Annotated in this window: 14 protein-coding genes; all 14 read left to right on the top strand. The window is 70.1% G+C overall.

Annotated features, from left to right (window positions below):
- Positions 1 to 400 precede the first annotated feature (400 nt).
- The 14 genes from rsmH to ABIE67_RS13350 all read left to right on the top strand — a co-directional run bounded on the left by rsmH (position 401) and on the right by ABIE67_RS13350 (position 16,695).
- Positions 401 to 1,357, top strand: coding sequence for a 16S rRNA (cytosine(1402)-N(4))-methyltransferase RsmH (gene rsmH / locus ABIE67_RS13415; RefSeq protein WP_370256715.1), 957 nt, complete (start codon positions 401 to 403; stop codon positions 1,355 to 1,357).
- A gap of 77 nt (positions 1,358 to 1,434) precedes the next feature.
- Positions 1,435 to 2,019, top strand: a complete 585-nt coding sequence (locus tag ABIE67_RS13410; RefSeq protein ID WP_370256714.1) for a septum formation initiator family protein — start codon at positions 1,435 to 1,437, stop codon at positions 2,017 to 2,019.
- Positions 2,020 to 2,024: 5 nt separating this feature from the next.
- Positions 2,025 to 3,971, top strand: coding sequence for a peptidoglycan D,D-transpeptidase FtsI family protein (locus ABIE67_RS13405; RefSeq protein ID WP_370256713.1), 1,947 nt, complete (start codon positions 2,025 to 2,027; stop codon positions 3,969 to 3,971).
- 172 nt (positions 3,972 to 4,143) lie between these two features.
- Complete coding sequence (locus ABIE67_RS13400; RefSeq protein WP_370256712.1) at positions 4,144 to 5,673, top strand: UDP-N-acetylmuramoyl-L-alanyl-D-glutamate--2,6-diaminopimelate ligase; 1,530 nt, start codon at positions 4,144 to 4,146, stop codon at positions 5,671 to 5,673.
- Between the two features lie 4 nt (positions 5,674 to 5,677).
- Positions 5,678 to 7,093, top strand: coding sequence for a UDP-N-acetylmuramoyl-tripeptide--D-alanyl-D-alanine ligase (gene murF / locus ABIE67_RS13395; protein WP_370256711.1), 1,416 nt, complete (start codon positions 5,678 to 5,680; stop codon positions 7,091 to 7,093).
- Complete coding sequence (gene mraY / locus ABIE67_RS13390) at positions 7,090 to 8,163, top strand: phospho-N-acetylmuramoyl-pentapeptide-transferase (protein ID WP_370256710.1); 1,074 nt, start codon at positions 7,090 to 7,092, stop codon at positions 8,161 to 8,163. The genes murF and mraY overlap by 4 nt, the downstream gene beginning before the upstream one ends.
- Complete coding sequence (gene murD, locus ABIE67_RS13385; protein ID WP_370256709.1) at positions 8,145 to 9,569, top strand: UDP-N-acetylmuramoyl-L-alanine--D-glutamate ligase; 1,425 nt, start codon at positions 8,145 to 8,147, stop codon at positions 9,567 to 9,569. Before mraY ends, murD begins: the two co-directional genes overlap by 19 nt.
- Positions 9,570 to 9,672: 103 nt before the next feature.
- Positions 9,673 to 11,034 (top strand): putative lipid II flippase FtsW, encoded by a 1,362-nt coding sequence (gene ftsW / locus ABIE67_RS13380; RefSeq protein ID WP_370256708.1) that lies wholly within the window; start codon positions 9,673 to 9,675, stop codon positions 11,032 to 11,034.
- A gap of 6 nt (positions 11,035 to 11,040) precedes the next feature.
- A complete protein-coding gene (gene murG / locus ABIE67_RS13375) occupies positions 11,041 to 12,132 on the top strand; it encodes an undecaprenyldiphospho-muramoylpentapeptide beta-N-acetylglucosaminyltransferase (RefSeq protein ID WP_370256707.1) in 1,092 nt (363 codons plus the stop codon).
- 25 nt (positions 12,133 to 12,157) lie between these two features.
- Positions 12,158 to 12,955: a cell division protein FtsQ/DivIB gene (locus tag ABIE67_RS13370; protein WP_370256706.1), complete on the top strand. Its 798-nt coding sequence runs from the start codon at positions 12,158 to 12,160 to the stop codon at positions 12,953 to 12,955.
- Between the two features lie 284 nt (positions 12,956 to 13,239).
- On the top strand, positions 13,240 to 14,466 hold the full coding sequence (gene ftsZ / locus ABIE67_RS13365) for a cell division protein FtsZ (RefSeq protein WP_370256705.1): 1,227 nt from the start codon (positions 13,240 to 13,242) through the stop codon (positions 14,464 to 14,466).
- Positions 14,467 to 14,476: 10 nt separating this feature from the next.
- Positions 14,477 to 15,205 carry a peptidoglycan editing factor PgeF gene (gene pgeF / locus ABIE67_RS13360; protein WP_370256704.1) on the top strand — a complete coding sequence of 243 codons (729 nt, stop codon included), beginning with the start codon at positions 14,477 to 14,479 and terminating at the stop codon, positions 15,203 to 15,205.
- 6 nt (positions 15,206 to 15,211) lie between these two features.
- A complete protein-coding gene (locus ABIE67_RS13355) occupies positions 15,212 to 15,931 on the top strand; it encodes a YggS family pyridoxal phosphate-dependent enzyme (protein WP_370268549.1) in 720 nt (239 codons plus the stop codon).
- Between the two features lie 122 nt (positions 15,932 to 16,053).
- On the top strand, positions 16,054 to 16,695 hold the full coding sequence (locus tag ABIE67_RS13350) for a cell division protein SepF (protein ID WP_370256703.1): 642 nt from the start codon (positions 16,054 to 16,056) through the stop codon (positions 16,693 to 16,695).
- The last annotated feature ends 57 nt before the right edge of the window (positions 16,696 to 16,752 follow it).

Genomic DNA, 16,752 nt, shown 5'->3' with positions numbered 1-16,752 from the left:
ACGTCCGAAACGGGCCTGCTGTGAGGGGGGACAAAGAACGCCATCGAGTCTTGTTGTGAGCTAACCCACAGGGGTGGCGTGAGTGCGCCCATACGAGCGATTTCGCACATGGGGCGGCTGGGGCGGAACCCGAAGCGGCGACGCGCAGGCCGGTTGATTGACCGCGAGACACCGTGGACTAAAGTGACGCGAAGCGGGAGGCGAGACTCCCTGCTGGACTGAATTCCCCGGAGACCCCGGCGATTTTCCGGAGATCTCCCCGCGTGCGCGGCGCGTACGTGCGGCTCGGCCTCCTCCCGCTCCCGGTCGGCTGACGCTTCCGGCGCCGGCAGGCCTCCCCTTCTTGAGCGGGCGGGGACCCGGCGGTGCGTGCGAGCCCCGCCGGATCTGAGAGGGCCCCTTGAGCCAGAGTCGACACGTCCCGGTGATGCTCCAGCGGTGCCTGGACCTGTTGGCCCCCGCCCTGCAGCGGCCCGGAGCGGTGGTCGTCGACTGCACGCTCGGGCTCGGCGGCCACAGCGAGGCCCTCCTCCAGCAGTTCCCCGAGGCCCGGCTCGTCGCCCTCGACCGGGACAAGGAAGCCCTGCGCCTGTCCGGCGAGCGGCTCGCGCCCTACGGCGAGCGCGCGACCCTCGTGCACGCCGTCTACGACGAGCTCCCGGAGGTCCTGGAGCGGCTCGGCATCGCGCGCGTGCAGGGCGTCCTGTTCGACCTCGGCGTCTCCTCGATGCAGCTCGACGAGGCCGACCGCGGCTTCGCCTACGCCCAGGACGCCCCCCTCGACATGCGCATGGATCAGACGACCGGCGTCAGCGCCGCCGAGGTCCTCAACACCTACCCGGCCGGCGAACTCGTCCGGATCCTGCGGGCGTACGGCGAGGAGAAGCAGGCCAAGCGGATCGTGGCCGCCATCGTGCGGGAGCGCGACAAGGAGCCGTTCACCAACAGCGCCCGGCTCGTGGAGCTCATCCGGGACGCGCTGCCGCAGGCCGCCAAGCGCACCGGCGGCAACCCGGCCAAGCGGACCTTCCAGGCGCTGCGCATCGAGGTCAACGGCGAGCTCTCCGTCCTGGAGCGGGCGATCCCGGCCGCGGTCAAGGCCCTCGGCGTCGGCGGACGGATCGCCGTCCTGTCGTACCACTCGCTGGAGGACCGGCTGGTCAAGCAGGTGTTCGCGGCCGGCGCCGCCAACACCGCCCCGCCCGGGCTGCCCGTCGTCCCCGAGCAGTACCAGCCGCGGCTCAAGCTGCTGACGCGCGGTGCCGAACTTCCCACCGAGGAAGAGGTCGCCGAGAACCGGCGCGCCGCCCCGGCGCGCCTGCGGGGCGCCGAGCGCATCAGGGAGTCCATCGAATGACGGGGGGGGAGGCAGGGGCGGGTGTCCGGGTCCAGGATTCAAACCCATGGGTGGGAGAACCGCTTGGGGGAGGGCAAGTGAGTAGGAAACCCGAACTGAGAGGTCGGGCCGCCCGGCTCGCGCGGCTCTTCCCCGCGGGGGCCAGGCAGGCCGCCCGCGCCCCCTTCGTCCTCCTCGTCGTCCTCCTCCTCGGCGGCGGCCTGATCGGGCTCCTCGTGCTGAACTCCGCCCTCAGCGAAGGCGCGTTCAGACTCGACGACCTGCAGAAGGAGACGAAGTCCCTCACCGACGAGGAACAGTCCCTCCAGCGGGACATCGACGCCTACTCCGCACCCGACGCCCTCCAGCGCCGCGCCCTCGAACTCGGCATGGTTCCCGGCGGCGACCCCGCCTTCCTCGCCCCCGACGGCACGGTCAAGGGCGTCCCCAGCCCCGCGGCCGCCGGGCAGGGCGCCGTGTACAACCCCCTCGCCCTGGCCCCCGAGGCGCTCGTCACCGAGCCCGGGCCGCCCCCGGCGCCCACCACGCCGACTCCCGAGGTCACCCCCACCGCACCGACGCCCGGGGTCACCCCCACCGCGCCTCAGCCCGCGGCCACCTACGCCGCACCCCAGTACGCGCCCTCCGTCCAGCAGTCCACGTACCCGACCCCTGGCAGGTGACGGAAGTGTCCGACAGGGAACCACCCCGGCGGCGCGTGCCCGGTCCCGCGAAGCCCGCCCGTTCCGCCGGCGCCCAGCGACGCCCGGGCCCCGGCGCCCGCCCCGCCCGGCCCCGCCCCATGCCCCCCGGCAGGATCCGGCTCGGCAGCCCCCGCCCCCGCCTGCGCATGGTCGGCCTGGCCCTGACCCTCGTCCTGGCCGCCTTCGTCGTACGGCTGCTCCAGGTGCAGGGCGTCGACGCGAGCACGTACGCCGCCAAGGCCGAGAAGAACCGGTACGTGGGCTACACCCTGGCGGCCGAGCGCGGCGGCATCACCGACCGCAACGGCGTCGCCCTGGCGGCCAGCGTGGACGCGTACGACATCACGGCCGACCCGACGCTGTTCTCCCGCGAGCAGCTGAAGATCGACGACGGCCCCGAGCAGGCGGCCGCCCTCCTCGCGCCGATCCTCGGCCAGGAGCCGGAGAAGATCGTCAGGAAGCTCCGGCCGGCGAACAAGAACCTGCGCTACACCCTGCTGGCGAGCCGCCAGACCCCGCAGGTCTGGAAGCAGATCAAGGACCTCAAGAGCGCGCTGGCCACCAAGGCCGAGAGCGACAAGAGCACCGTCAACGTCCTGGCGGGCGTCCTCTCGGTGGCCAGCAGCAAGCGCGTGTACCCGAACGGCGACCTCGCCGCCGGGATACTGGGCTGGGTCAACGCCGACGGCAAGGGCGGCGGCGGTATCGAGCAGCAGCTGAACAAGCAGCTGTCCGGCAAGGACGGCGAGATCCGCTACGCCCAGTCCGGCGGCCGCCAGGTCCCCACCGTGGGCTCCACCGAGACGCCCGCCGTGCCCGGCAGCGACGTCGAGCTCACCATCGACCGCGACATCCAGTGGGCGGCGCAGAACGCGATCGCCAAGCAGGTGCAGGAGTCCAGGGCGGACCGCGGCTATGTGATCGTCCAGGACACCCGCACCGGCGAGATCCTCGCCATGGCCAACTCGCCCGGCTTCGACCCGAACGACCTCTCCGCGGCCAGCAGCGCGAACATGGGCAACGCGGCCGTCCAGGACGCCTTCGAGCCCGGCTCCACCGCCAAGATCATGTCGATGGCCGCCGTACTGGAGGAGGGCGTGGCCACCCCCGGCACGCATGTCATCGTGCCCAACCGGCTGCACCGCGGCGACCGGCTCTTCAAGGACGACATCGACCACGACACGTGGTTCCTGACGCTCAACGGCGTGCTCGCCAAGTCCAGCAACATCGGCACCATCCTCGCCACCGGCCAGCTCGGCAAGACGCAGCGGGCGGTCAACAAGGTCCTCTACGACTACCTGCGCAAGTTCGGCCTCGGCAGCTACACCGGGCTCGGCTTCCCCGGCGAGACCCCGGGCATCCTGGCGGCGCCGGACAAGTGGTCGACGTCGCAGCAGTACACGATTCCTTTCGGCCAGGGCCTGTCCCTGAACGCGATGCAGGCGGCCTCGATCTACTCGACGATCGCCAACGGCGGTGTCCGCGTCGAACCCACGCTCGTACGCGGCACCGAGGGGCCCGACGGGAAGTTCACCGAGGCCGCGAAGCCCGAGAAGACGCGGGTCATCAGCGCCAAGACGGCGAAGACCCTCGCCCAGATGCTGGAGTCGGTCGTGGACGACAGGGAGGGCACCGGTACCAAGGCGCGCATCCCCGGCTACCGGGTCGCGGGCAAGACGGGTACGGCGAACCGAGTGGATCCGGCCACCGGGAAGTACCGCGGATACACGTCGTCGTTCGCCGGCTTCGCGCCCGCGGACAAGCCCCGTGTCACGGTCTACTGCGCCATCCAGAACGCCACCCAGGGCAACTACTTCGGCGGCCAGATCTGCGGACCCATCTACAAGCAGGTGATGGAGTTCGCCCTGAAGACCCTGCAGGTCCCGCCGACCGGGGCCAAGGCCGCCAAGCTCCCGGTCGCCTTCAACTGACCACCCTGATCAGCACCGAGCAGCCAGGAAACACCTCGTGACAACGATCACTCCCGACCCTGGGAACCAGGGCATGCCCCGCACCTCACTTCGCTCCCAGGCCGGTGCGCCCGGTACGCTCACCGCCGTGCCACACGCTGATCAGTCCCAAACCACCCAGAAGGGGCATCCCGTGACATATCCCGGGCCGCCCAGGCCGGTGCAGGTCTCCGCCACACCCCTCGCGGAACTCGCCGATCAGCTGGGTGCCGCCGCGCCGGACCGCGCGGACGCGGCCGTGGAGGTCACGGGCATCACCCATGACTCGCGCGCCGTCCGCCCCGGCGATCTGTACGCCGCCCTCCCGGGCGCCCGCCTGCACGGCGCCGACTTCGTCACGCAGGCCGCGGGCCTCGGCGCGGTCGCCGTGCTGACCGACCCGACCGGCGCCGAGCGCGCCGCCGCGACCGGCCTGCCGGTCCTGGTCGTCGAGGAGCCGCGCGGGCAGATGGGTGAACTGGCGGCCACGATCTACGGCCACCCCGGCCGCGACCTCCTCCAGATCGGCATCACCGGCACCTCCGGCAAGACCACCACCGCGTATCTCGTCGAGGGCGCCCTCAAGTCCGCCCGCACCACCGGGCTGATCGGCACGGTCGAGATGCGCATCGGCGACGAACGCATCAAGTCCGAGCGCACCACGCCCGAAGCCACCGACCTCCAGGCCCTGTTCGCCGTCATGCGCGAACGCGGCGTCGAGGCGGTCGCCATGGAGGTCTCCAGCCACGCGCTGGTCCTCGGCCGGGTCGACGCCTGCGTCTTCGACATCGCCGTGTTCACCAACCTCAGCCCGGAACACATGGAGTTCCACTCCGGCATGGAGGACTACTTCCGGGCCAAGGCGCAGCTGTTCACCCCGAAACGCAGCAAACTCGGCGTCGTCAACCTCGACGACGAGTACGGCCGCCGGCTGGCCAAGGAAGCCACCGTCCCGGTCGTCACCTACTCCGCAGAGGGCCACCCCGACGCCGACTGGCGCGCCGAGGACGTGACGATCGGCCCCCTGGACTCGACGTTCACCGTGATCGGCCCCAAGGGCGAGCGGATCGCCGCCAGGTCGCCGATCGCGGGTCCCTTCAACGTGGCGAACACCCTTGCCGCCATCACCGCCCTTGCCGTCGCCGGCCTCGACGTACAGTCGGCCGCCGACGGCATCGCCGCCGTGCCGGGCGTACCCGGCCGGCTGGAGCGCGTGGACGCCGGGCAGCCGTATCTCGCGGTCGTGGACTACGCCCACAAGACGGACGCCGTCGAATCGGTGCTCAAGGCGCTCCGCAAGGTCACCGAGGGCAGCCTGCACGTCGTGCTCGGCTGCGGCGGCGACCGTGACGTGACCAAGCGCGGGCCGATGGGCGCCGCAGCCGCCCGGCTCGCCGACACCGCCGTACTGACCTCCGACAACCCCCGTTCCGAAGACCCCCTCGCGATCCTCGCGACCATGCTCCAGGGCGCGGCGTCCGTACCGGCACACGAGCGTGGCGAGGTCCAGGTCTTCGAGGACCGGGCCGCCGCGATCGCCGCGGCCGTCGCCCGCGCACAGCCCGGCGACACCGTGCTGGTCGCCGGCAAGGGCCATGAGCAGGGCCAGGACATCGCCGGAGTGGTCCGTCCCTTCGACGACCGCCAGGTGCTGCGCGAAGCTATCCAGAAGACCCAGGGATGAACTTGTGATCGCCCTCTCTCTCGCCGAGATCGCAGAAGTCGTCGGCGGGCAGACGCACGACATACCGGATCCGTCCGTCCAGGTCACCGGACCGGTCGTCCGGGACTCCCGTGAAGTGGAGCCCGGCACCCTCTTCGCCGCCTTCGCCGGCGAGCGCGTGGACGGCCACGACTTCGCCCGGCAGGTCGTCGAAGCGGGCGCTGTCGCCGTACTGGCGTCGCGTCCCGTCGGCGTTCCCGCGATCGTCGTGACCGACGTCCAGACGGCCCTCGGTGCCCTCGCCCGTCATGTCGTACGGCGGCTCGGCGCGACCCTCGTGGCCCTGACCGGCTCGGCGGGCAAGACCAGCACCAAGGACCTGATCGCCCAGGTGCTCCAGCGCAAGGCGCCCACCGTGTGGACGCCGGGCTCGCTCAACAACGAGATCGGGCTGCCGCTGACCGCGCTCAGCGCCACCGAGGAGACGAGGTTCCTCGTCCTGGAGATGGGCGCCCGCGGCATCGGCCACATCCGCTACCTCGCCGATCTGACGCCCCCGAAGATCGGCCTCGTGCTCAACGTCGGCACCGCGCACATCGGCGAGTTCGGCGGCCGTGAGCAGATCGCGCAGGCCAAGGGCGAGCTCGTCGAGAGCCTGCCGTCGGCGGAGGACGGCGGCGCCGCGATCCTCAACGCCGACGATCCCCTCGTACGGGCCATGGTGTCCCGTACGAAGGCGAAGGTGATCCTTTTCGGAGAGTCCGGCGAAGCGGACGTACGCGCCGAGAACGTGCGACTCACGGACAGCGGACAGCCTTCCTTCATGCTTCACACACCCTCCGGGTGCAGCGATGTGACCATGCGCCTGTACGGTGAGCACCACGTGTCGAACGCGCTCGCCGCGGCCGCCGTCGCCCATGAGCTGGGCATGTCCGCGGAAGAGATCGCCACCGCGCTCTCCGAGGCGGGCTCCCTCTCCCGCTGGCGGATGGAGGTCACCGAGCGCCCGGACGGCGTGACGGTCGTCAACGACGCCTACAACGCGAACCCCGAGTCCATGCGAGCCGCTCTGCGTGCGCTCGCGGCGATGGGCAAGGGACGCCGCACGTGGGCGGTGCTCGGCAAGATGGCCGAGCTCGGGGACGAGGCGCTCGCCGAGCACGACGCGGTCGGACGGCTCGCCGTCCGGCTCAACGTCAGCAAGCTCGTCGCGGTCGGGGGGATCGAAGCCTCCTGGCTGCAACTGGGCGCATATAACGAGGGTTCGTGGGGTGAGGAGTCGGTGCACGTGTCCGACGCACAGGCGGCGGTCGACCTGTTGCGCAGCGAGTTGCGCCCGGGGGACGTCGTGCTCGTGAAGGCGTCCCGTTCGGTCGGTCTGGAGAGCGTCGCCGAGGCGCTGCTCGCGGGCGGCACCGAGGGTGAGGTTGCCGCCCGATGATGAATCAGATCCTGTTCTCAGGAGTCATTGGCCTCTTCCTGACCCTGGTCGGCACCCCGCTGCTGATCAAGCTGCTGGCCCGCAAGGGCTACGGCCAGTACATCCGGGACGACGGCCCGCGCGAGCACCACAGCAAGCGCGGTACGCCGACGATGGGTGGTATCGCCTTCATCCTGGCGACGATCGCCGCGTACTTCCTGTCCAAGCTGATCACCGGCAAGCCGCCGACGTTCTCCGGTGTCCTGGTGCTCGGCCTGATGGCCGGCATGGGTCTGGTCGGCTTCCTGGACGACTACATCAAGATCGTCAAGCGCCGCTCGCTGGGCCTGCGGGCCAAGGCCAAGATGGCCGGCCAGCTGCTCGGCGGTATCGCCTTCGCGGTGCTCTCGCTGCAGTTCGCGGACAACCGGGGCAACACCCCGGCCTCCACCAAGCTCTCCTTCGTGCAGGACTTCGGCTGGTCCATCGGCCCGGTGCTGTTCGTCGTCTGGGCGCTGTTCATGATCCTCGCCATGTCGAACGGCGTGAACCTGACGGACGGTCTGGACGGCCTCGCCACCGGCGCCTCCGTGCTGGTCTTCGGCGCCTACACCTTCATCGGCGTGTGGCAGTTCCAGGAGTCCTGCGCCAACGCCCAGACGCTCGCCAACCCGGGCGCCTGTTACGAAGTGCGAGATCCACTCGACCTCGCCGTCGTCTCCTCCGCGCTGATGGGCGCCTGCCTCGGCTTCCTGTGGTGGAACACGTCGCCCGCCAAGATCTTCATGGGTGACACCGGTTCGCTGGCCCTCGGTGGCGCGCTCGCCGGTCTCGCCATCTGCTCGCGCACCGAGTTCCTGCTCGCCATCCTCGGCGGCCTGTTCGTGCTGATCACCATGTCGGTGGTCATCCAGGTCGGCTCCTTCCGCCTCACCGGCAAGCGCGTCTTCCGGATGGCGCCACTCCAGCACCACTTCGAACTCAAGGGCTGGTCCGAAGTCCTGGTGGTGGTCCGCTTCTGGATCATCCAGGGCATCTGTGTGATCGTCGGACTGGGCCTCTTCTATGCGGGATGGGCAGCGGACAAGTGACCGACTGGCAGGGGAAGAACGTCACCGTCGCGGGACTCGGCGTCTCCGGGATCCCGGCGGCCAAGGTGCTGCACGGCCTCGGCGCGAAGATCACCGTCGTCAACGACGGCGACGACGCACGCGCGCGTGCCCAGGCCGCCGAGCTTGAGGCGCTCGGTATCACCGTCCGCCTCGGCGACGGGGCGACCCTGCCCGAAGGCACCGAACTCATCGTCACCGCGCCCGGCTGGAAGCCGGACAAGCCGCTGTTCGCGGCGGCTCACGAGGCGGGCGTCCCGGTCTGGGGCGACGTCGAGCTCGCCTGGCGGCTGCGCGGCCCGGACGCCGCGCCCTGGCTCGCCGTCACCGGCACCAACGGCAAGACCACGACCGTCCAGATGCTCGCCTCCATCCTCAAGGCGGCGGGCCTGCGCACCGCCGCCGTGGGCAACATCGGCGTCTCGCTCCTCGACGCGGTGCTCGGCGAGGAGCAGTACGACGTCCTGGCCGTGGAGTTGTCCAGCTACCAGCTCCACTGGGCGCCCTCGCTGCGGGCGCACTCGGCGGCCGTGCTGAACCTCGCCCCCGACCACCTCGACTGGCACGGCTCCATGGAGGCGTACGCCGCCGACAAGGGCCGTATCTACGAGGGCAATCGCGTCGCCTGTGTCTACAACGTCGCCGACAAGGCCACCGAGGACCTGGTGCGCGAGGCGGACGTCGAGGAGGGCTGCCGGGCCGTCGGCTTCACCCTCGGCACCCCGGCCCCGTCCCAACTCGGCGTCGTCGAGGGCGTCCTGGTCGACCGCGCCTTCGTCGAGAACCGGCAGAAGAACGCCCAGGAGCTCGCCGAGGTCTCCGACGTCAACCCGCCGGCCCCGCACAACATCGCCAACGCCCTGGCGGCGGCCGCCCTCGCCCGCGCCTACGGGGTGCCTCCCCAGGCCGTACGGGACGGACTGCGCGCCTTCACCCCGGACGCCCACCGCATCGCGCACGTGGCGGACGTGGACGGGGTCGCGTACATCGACGACTCCAAGGCCACCAACACCCACGCGGCGGAAGCCTCGTTGGCGGCGTACGAGTCCATCGTGTGGATCGCGGGCGGCCTCGCCAAGGGCGCCGTCTTCGAGGAACTCGTCACCAAGGCGGCGAAGCGGCTGCGCGGAGCCGTGCTCATGGGCGCCGATCGCGGCCTGATCCGTGAAGCCCTGGCGCGACACGCGCCGGAAGTACCCGTCGTCGACCTCGACCGGACCGACACTGGGGCGATGCTCGCGGCGGTCCAGGAAGCACGGCGGCTCGCCCAGCCCGGCGACACGGTGCTGCTTGCCCCGGCCTGTGCCTCGATGGACATGTTCGCCAACTACAACCAGCGCGGTGACCTGTTCGCGGAGGCGGTTCGCGAACTCGGCGCGGGCGCCTGACGCCGGGTCTCGGCCACTGCGGGTGCTTCGGGACCCTTGGAGGGACGCGTGACTCGGATGTGGCCGGACGGTACGTACTCCCACGGCGAGGCGGTGGGCGCCGATGCCCGGTAGCCGTACGGGACGACCCCCCGTCCAGCGGGCCGTTCGGCGCCCCGTCGCTCCCCGGCCGTCGTACGACAACGCCGTACGGCGGCTCTACATCCGCCTGAACCGGGCGTGGGACCGGCCGCTGACCGCGTACTACCTGATCCTCGGCGGCAGCCTGCTGATCACCGTGCTCGGTCTGGTGATGGTCTACTCGGCCTCCCAGATCACCGCCCTGCAGATGTCGCTGCCGGGGTCGTACTTCTTCCGCAAGCAGCTGCTGGCCGCGGTGATCGGGGCCGGGCTGCTGTTCGCCGCCTCGCGCATGCCCGTGAAGCTGCACCGGGCGCTGGCCTACCCGATCCTCGCGGGCGCCGTCTTCCTGATGGCGCTGGTCCAGGTGCCCGGGATAGGAGTCGCGGTCAACGGCAACCAGAACTGGATCGCCCTCGGCGGCTCCTTCCAGATCCAGCCCAGCGAGTTCGGCAAGCTCGCGCTGGTGCTGTGGGGCGCGGACCTGATCGCCCGCAAAGAGGACAAGAAGCTGCTGACGCAGTGGAAGCACATGCTGGTGCCGCTCGTGCCGGTCGCCTTCATGCTGCTGGGGCTGATCATGCTCGGCGGCGACATGGGTACGGCGATCATCCTGTCGGCGATCCTGTTCGGCCTGCTGTGGCTGGCCGGGGCGCCGACCCGGTTGTTCGTGGGGGTCCTGTCGGTGGCCGGCCTGATCGGCCTGCTCCTGATCAAGACCAGCGAGAACCGCATGGCCCGCCTGCAGTGTCTCGGCGCCACCGAGCCCCAGGCGGGCCCCGTCGACTGCTGGCAGGCCGTGCACGGCATCTACGCGCTCGCCTCGGGCGGAATTTTCGGTTCCGGGCTGGGTGCGAGTGTGGAGAAATGGGGCCAACTACCCGAAGCCCACACCGACTTCATCTTCGCCGTCACCGGTGAGGAACTGGGCCTGGCGGGGACGCTGTCGGTGCTCGCCCTGTTCGCGGCTCTAGGCTATGCGGGTATCCGCGTGGCCGGACGCACGGAGGACCGCTTCGTCAGGTATGCCGCGGGAGGTGTGACCACCTGGATCACCGCGCAAGCCGTGATCAACATCGGTGCGGTGCTCGGCCTGCTGCCGATCGCCGGCGTCCCCCTCCCGCTGTTCTCCTACGGAGGGTCCGCCCTGCTGCCGACCATGTTCGCCATCGGGCTGCTGATCGCGTTCGCGCGCGACGAGCCCGCTGCGCGGGCAGCGCTTTCCGTGCGGCAACCCCGCTTTGGTAGAAAGCGTGCGGGAGGCGCCGGCTTCGGCCGGGCGCCTCGGAGATGGAACACGATGCGACGGCGTGCCTCGGCGGCGCGCTCGTCCGGAGAGCGGTGAATTTCGGTGCATGTCGTACTCGCCGGTGGGGGGACCGCCGGCCACATCGAGCCCGCGCTCGCCCTCGCGGACGCCCTGCGCAGGCAGGACCCGAGCGTGGGGATCACGGCCCTGGGCACGGAGCGCGGCCTGGAGACCAAGCTGGTTCCGCAGCGGGGCTATGAGCTCGCGCTGATCCCCGCCGTGCCACTGCCGCGCAAGCCCACGCCCGAGCTGATCACCGTCCCGGGCCGGCTGCGCGGCACGATCAAGGCGACCGAGCAGATCCTGGAGCGGACCAAGGCGGACGCCGTCGTCGGCTTCGGCGGCTATGTCGCCCTGCCCGGCTACCTCGCCGCCAAGCGCCTCGGCGTGCCGATCATCATCCACGAGGCCAACGCCCGCCCCGGCCTCGCCAACAAGATCGGCTCGCGGTACGCCGCCCAGGTCGCCGTCTCCACCCCGGACAGCAAGCTCCGCAACTCGCGCTACATCGGCATCCCGCTGCGCCGGACCATCGCCACCCTCGACCGGGCCGCCGTCCGCCCCGAGGCCCGCGCCGCGTTCGGCCTCGACCCCAACCTGCCCACGCTGCTGGTCTCCGGCGGCTCGCAGGGCGCCCGCCGCCTCAACGAGGTCGTCCAGCAGGTCGCGCCCTGGCTCCAGCAGGCCGGCATCCAGATCCTGCACGCGGTCGGCCCCAAGAACGAACTGCCGCAGGTGCACCAGATGCCGGGAATGCCCCCGTACATCCCGGTACCGTACGTGGACCGGATGGACCTCGCGTACGCCGCGGCCGACATGATGCTCTGCCGCGCGGGCGCGATGACCGTCGCCGAACTCTCCGCCGTCGGACTCCCGGCCGCCTATGTCCCGCTGCCCATCGGCAACGGGGAGCAGCGGCTCAACGCCCAGCCGGTGGTCAAGGCCGGCGGCGGACTGCTGGTCGACGACGCGGAACTCACGCCCGAGTGGGTGCAGCAGAACGTCCTGCCCGTGCTCGCCGACCCGCACCGGCTGTACGAGATGTCCCGCGCCGCAAGCGAGTTCGGCCGCCGGGACGCCGACGACCTGCTCGTCGGCATGGTGTACGAGGCGATCGCCTCGCATCGCCGCTAGCAACGTGTGACGGAGGGCAGGGAGCGTGGCCGGACCGACGACCGCCGAACGCGGTGAACGCCAGCAGGAGTCGTCCGACCCGCCCCTCGCCCGGCGATTGAGGCCGACGGCGAGACTTCGTACGATCATCATCCTTCTCGTCGTGCTGGTCCTCCTCGGCGCGGGCTCCGTCTGGCTGCTGTACGGCTCCAAGTGGCTGCGCGTCGAGCGCGTATCCGTCGCGGGGACCCGGGTTCTGACGCCCGCACAGGTCCTGGAGGTGGCCGACGTCCCGGTGGGCGCGCCGCTGATTTCCGTGGACACCGATGCGATTGAGGCACGACTGCGCCGGGAATTGCCCCGAATTGACGTGGTTGACGTGGTTCGCTCCTGGCCGCATGGAATCAGCCTTAAAGTGGCGGAGCGTACTCCGGTTCTGATTGTCCAAAAGGACGGAAAGTTCGTCGAAGTGGACAAGGAAGGCGTCCGTTTCGCCACGGTTTATCAGGCCCCGAAAGGCGTTCCCGCGCTGGAATTGACGGTGTCCCGGTCGAGCTCCGCCGCCGCGAGCCTGCGCCGCTTCGGCGAGAGCCGTCTGGTCCGGGAAGCGGTGCGCGTCGCCGGTGCCCTTCCGGCCACCGTCGCGCGCGACACCCAGGTCGTCAAGGTCCGTTCCTACGACGACATCTCGCTGGCCCTAACGGGCGGGCGGACCGTCGCCTGGGGAAGTGGCGAGAAAGGGGCCGCGAAGGCCCGCACACTCAGCGCTCTCATGAAAGCCTCGCCGGGCGCGCGGTACTTCGACGTCAGCGTCCCCACCGCCCCTGCGTCATCAGGGAGTTGACGCACATCTGCGCAGGCCAGCCCCCTGGTTGGGCAGCGACACGGCTGATCACATAGGGTGAAAAGAAAAACGGGAGGTTCGGCGTGTTCGTTGAACGTGCGCCACTTGTCGACTTAGTGTCCTGTTCAGAAGACTTCAAGGAACAGACACACTGGTAACCCTAAACTTCAGGGTTAGGGTTCGGGTCGGCGCTACGGACCGTCCCATTCGGCATCAGTCGCGGTTCACGAAGCACAGCCTCTCGTGATCCGACGACCCGTAACTCGAGGCGAGAGGCCTTCGACGTGGCAGCACCGCAGAACTACCTCGCAGTCATCAAAGTCATCGGTGTCGGCGGCGGTGGTGTCAATGCCATCAACCGGATGATCGAGGTCGGTCTCAAGGGCGTCGAGTTCATCGCCATCAACACCGACGCGCAAGCTCTGTTGATGAGCGACGCCGACGTCAAGCTCGACGTCGGCCGTGAACTCACCCGCGGACTCGGCGCCGGAGCCAACCCGGCCGTCGGCCGCAAGGCCGCCGAGGACCACCGCGAGGAGATCGAAGAGGTCCTCAAGGGGGCCGACATGGTCTTCGTGACGGCCGGTGAAGGCGGCGGCACCGGCACCGGCGGCGCACCCGTCGTGGCCAACATCGCCCGCAATCTGGGCGCCCTCACCATCGGCGTGGTCACGCGCCCGTTCACCTTCGAGGGACGGCGCCGCGCCAACCAGGCCGAGGACGGCATCGCCGAACTCCGCGAAGAGGTCGACACCCTCATCGTCATCCCGAACGACCGGCTGCTGTCCATCTCGGACCGCCAGGTCTCGGTGCTCGACGCCTTCAAGTCGGCCGACCAGGTCCTGCTCTCCGGTGTCCAGGGCATCACCGATCTCATCACCACGCCGGGTCTGATCAACCTCGACTTCGCCGACGTCAAGTCGGTCATGTCCGAGGCCGGTTCGGCCCTCATGGGCATCGGCTCGGCCCGCGGCGACGACCGCGCGGTGGCCGCGGCCGAGATGGCGATCTCCTCGCCGCTCCTGGAGGCGTCCATCGACGGCGCCCGGGGCGTGCTGCTCTCCATCTCCGGCGGCTCCGACCTCGGCCTGTTCGAGATCAACGAGGCCGCCCAGCTGGTCAGCGAGGCCGCCCACCCCGAGGCCAACATCATCTTCGGCGCGGTCATCGACGACGCCCTCGGCGACGAGGTCCGGGTCACCGTGATCGCGGCCGGCTTCGACGGAGGCCAGCCGCCGGCCCGCCGGGACAACGTCCTGGGCTCGACCTCGTCGTCCTCCTCTTCCTCCTCATCGTCCTCGCCCTCGGCCCGCCGTGAGGAGCCCACTCCGGTGCGGCCGGCCGAGAGCCGCCCGTCCTTCGGCTCGCTCGGCAGCGTCACGCCGAAGGAGGAGGCCGAGTCCGCACCGGAGCCGGTGAACGACATCCCGGTCGCCCCGCCGGTCCCGCCGTCGCGCACCTACGCCGACAGCGCGGCGGAGGAGCTGGACGTGCCGGACTTCCTTAAGTGATCCTTCTGACGTGATAGGACAGCGCGACACCGTGAGCGGCGCGCACTTCGCCTTCACCGACCGGTGGGGCGGGGTGAGCGCCGCTCCGTATGAGGAGCTCAACCTCGGCGGGGCGGTCGGCGACGACCCCGAAGCCGTACTGACCAACCGCGAACTCGCCGCCAAGTCGCTGGGACTCGGGCCGGGCGAGGTCGTCTGGATGAACCAGGTGCACGGGGCGGACGTCGTCGAGGTCGACGGGCCATGGCGTGATCGTCCGGTGCCCGACGTGGACGCGATCGTCACCGCGCGGCGGGGCCTCGCCCTCGCCGTCCTCACCGCGGACTGCGTGCCGGTCCTGCTGGCCGACCCGGTCGCCGGGATCGTCGGCGCGGCCCACGCTGGGCGGCCCGGCATGGTCGCCGGTGTCGTCCCGGCCGTGCTACGCGCGATGACGGACCTGGGTGCCGAGTCGTCCCGGATCGTCGCCCGCACCGGCCCCGCCGTCTGCGGACGGTGCTACGAGGTGCCGGAGGCGATGCGCGCCGAGGTGGCCGCCGTGGAGCCGGCGGCGCACGCCGAGACGAGTTGGGGGACTCCCGCGGTGGACGTGGCCGCCGGAGTGCACGCCCAGCTCGGCCGCCTCGGGGTGCGCGACCGGGCGCAGTCGCCGGTCTGCACGCTGGAGTCGGGCGACCACTTCTCGTACCGCCGCGACCGCACCACCGGTCGGCTCGCGGGCTATGTATGGCTGGACTGAATGGACATGACGGATCGTAAGGACGAACTCGCCGCGAACCTGGCGAAGGTGGAGGATCGCATCGCCGCGGCGTGCGCCGCCGCCGGGCGCGCACGCGAGGAGGTGACTTTGATCGTGGTCACCAAGACCTATCCCGCGAGCGACGTGCGGATGCTGTCGGAGCTCGGCGTGCGCCATGTCGCCGAGAACCGCGATCAGGACGCGGCACCGAAGGCCGCCGAATGCTTGGATCTGCCCCTTGTGTGGCATTTTGTCGGCCAGTTGCAGACCAACAAGGTGCGATCTGTGGTCGGTTACGCGGATCTAGTGCAGTCCGTCGATCGTTCCAAGCTGGTGACGGCCCTGTCGAAGGAGGCCGTACGGCAGGAGCGCGAGGTCGGCTGTCTCATCCAGGTGGCGCTGGATGCGGGAGAGAGCGCGCGGGGCGAGAGGGGTGGTGTGGCGCCGGGAGGGATCGGGGAGTTGGCCGACCTCGTCGCGAAGGCGCCGGGGTTGCGGCTCGACGGGCTCATGACCGTCGCCCCGCTCAGCGGGGAGTACGAGGGCCGCCAACAGGCGGCGTTCGAGCGGTTGATGGATTTGTCGACCGACCTGCGCCGAGCTCATCCGGCTGCGAACATGGTCTCGGCAGGGATGAGTGCAGACCTCGAAGAGGCCGTGGCGGCCGGTGCGACACATGTGCGCGTCGGCACTGCGGTACTCGGAGTCCGCCCCAGGCTCGGGTAACGTCGCCAGGAAGTCGGACCACAGCAGAAAATATGGTCAATGTCGCCGAAAGGCGGGCGTAACGACCGCGTGGATCGCGGGCACTTGGCAGTCGATCCACCACAGAGCGGAGGACTCAGAGCATGGCCGGCGCGATGCGCAAGATGGCGGTCTACCTCGGCCTCGTGGAGGACGATGGGTACGACGGCCGGGGGTTCGACCCCGACGACGACTTCGAGCCCGAACTGGACCCGGAGCCCGAGCGGGACCACCGACGGCACGAGCCGTCCCACCAGTCCCACGGTGCACATTCGTCCCAAAGGGACGAAGAGGTGCGAATCGTGCAGCCGCCCGCGCCGCGTGAACCCGTGGCCCGATCGACTTCGCTACCCGCGGAATCCGGCCGCCCGGCGCGCATCGCGCCCGTGGCGTCCATCACACAAGAACGCGCAAGCCTGGAGAAGAACGCACCGGTGATCATGCCCAAGGTCGTGTCGGAACGAGAGCCGTACCGGATCACCACACTTCACCCGCGGACCTACAACGAGGCCCGTACCATCGGGGAACACTTCCGTGAAGGCACCCCGGTGATCATGAATCTGACTGAGATGGATGACACAGACGCGAAGCGACTTGTCGACTTTGCGGCTGGTTTGGTGTTTGGTCTTCACGGCAGCATCGAGCGGGTGACGCAGAAGGTGTTCCTGTTGTCGCCTGCTAACGTCGATGTCACGGCGGAGGACAAGGCCCGTATCGCAGAGGGCGGGTTCTTCAACCAGAGCTGAGACGCACCACCGGAACGACTGCACGGAACAGGGAACAGGGGAGAGGGAAGCACCAGA

It is taken from the genome of Streptomyces sp. V4I8 (assembly GCF_041261225.1).
GTDB lineage: Bacteria > Actinomycetota > Actinomycetes > Streptomycetales > Streptomycetaceae > Streptomyces.
This window is presented reverse-complemented; position numbering and strand designations above follow the sequence as displayed.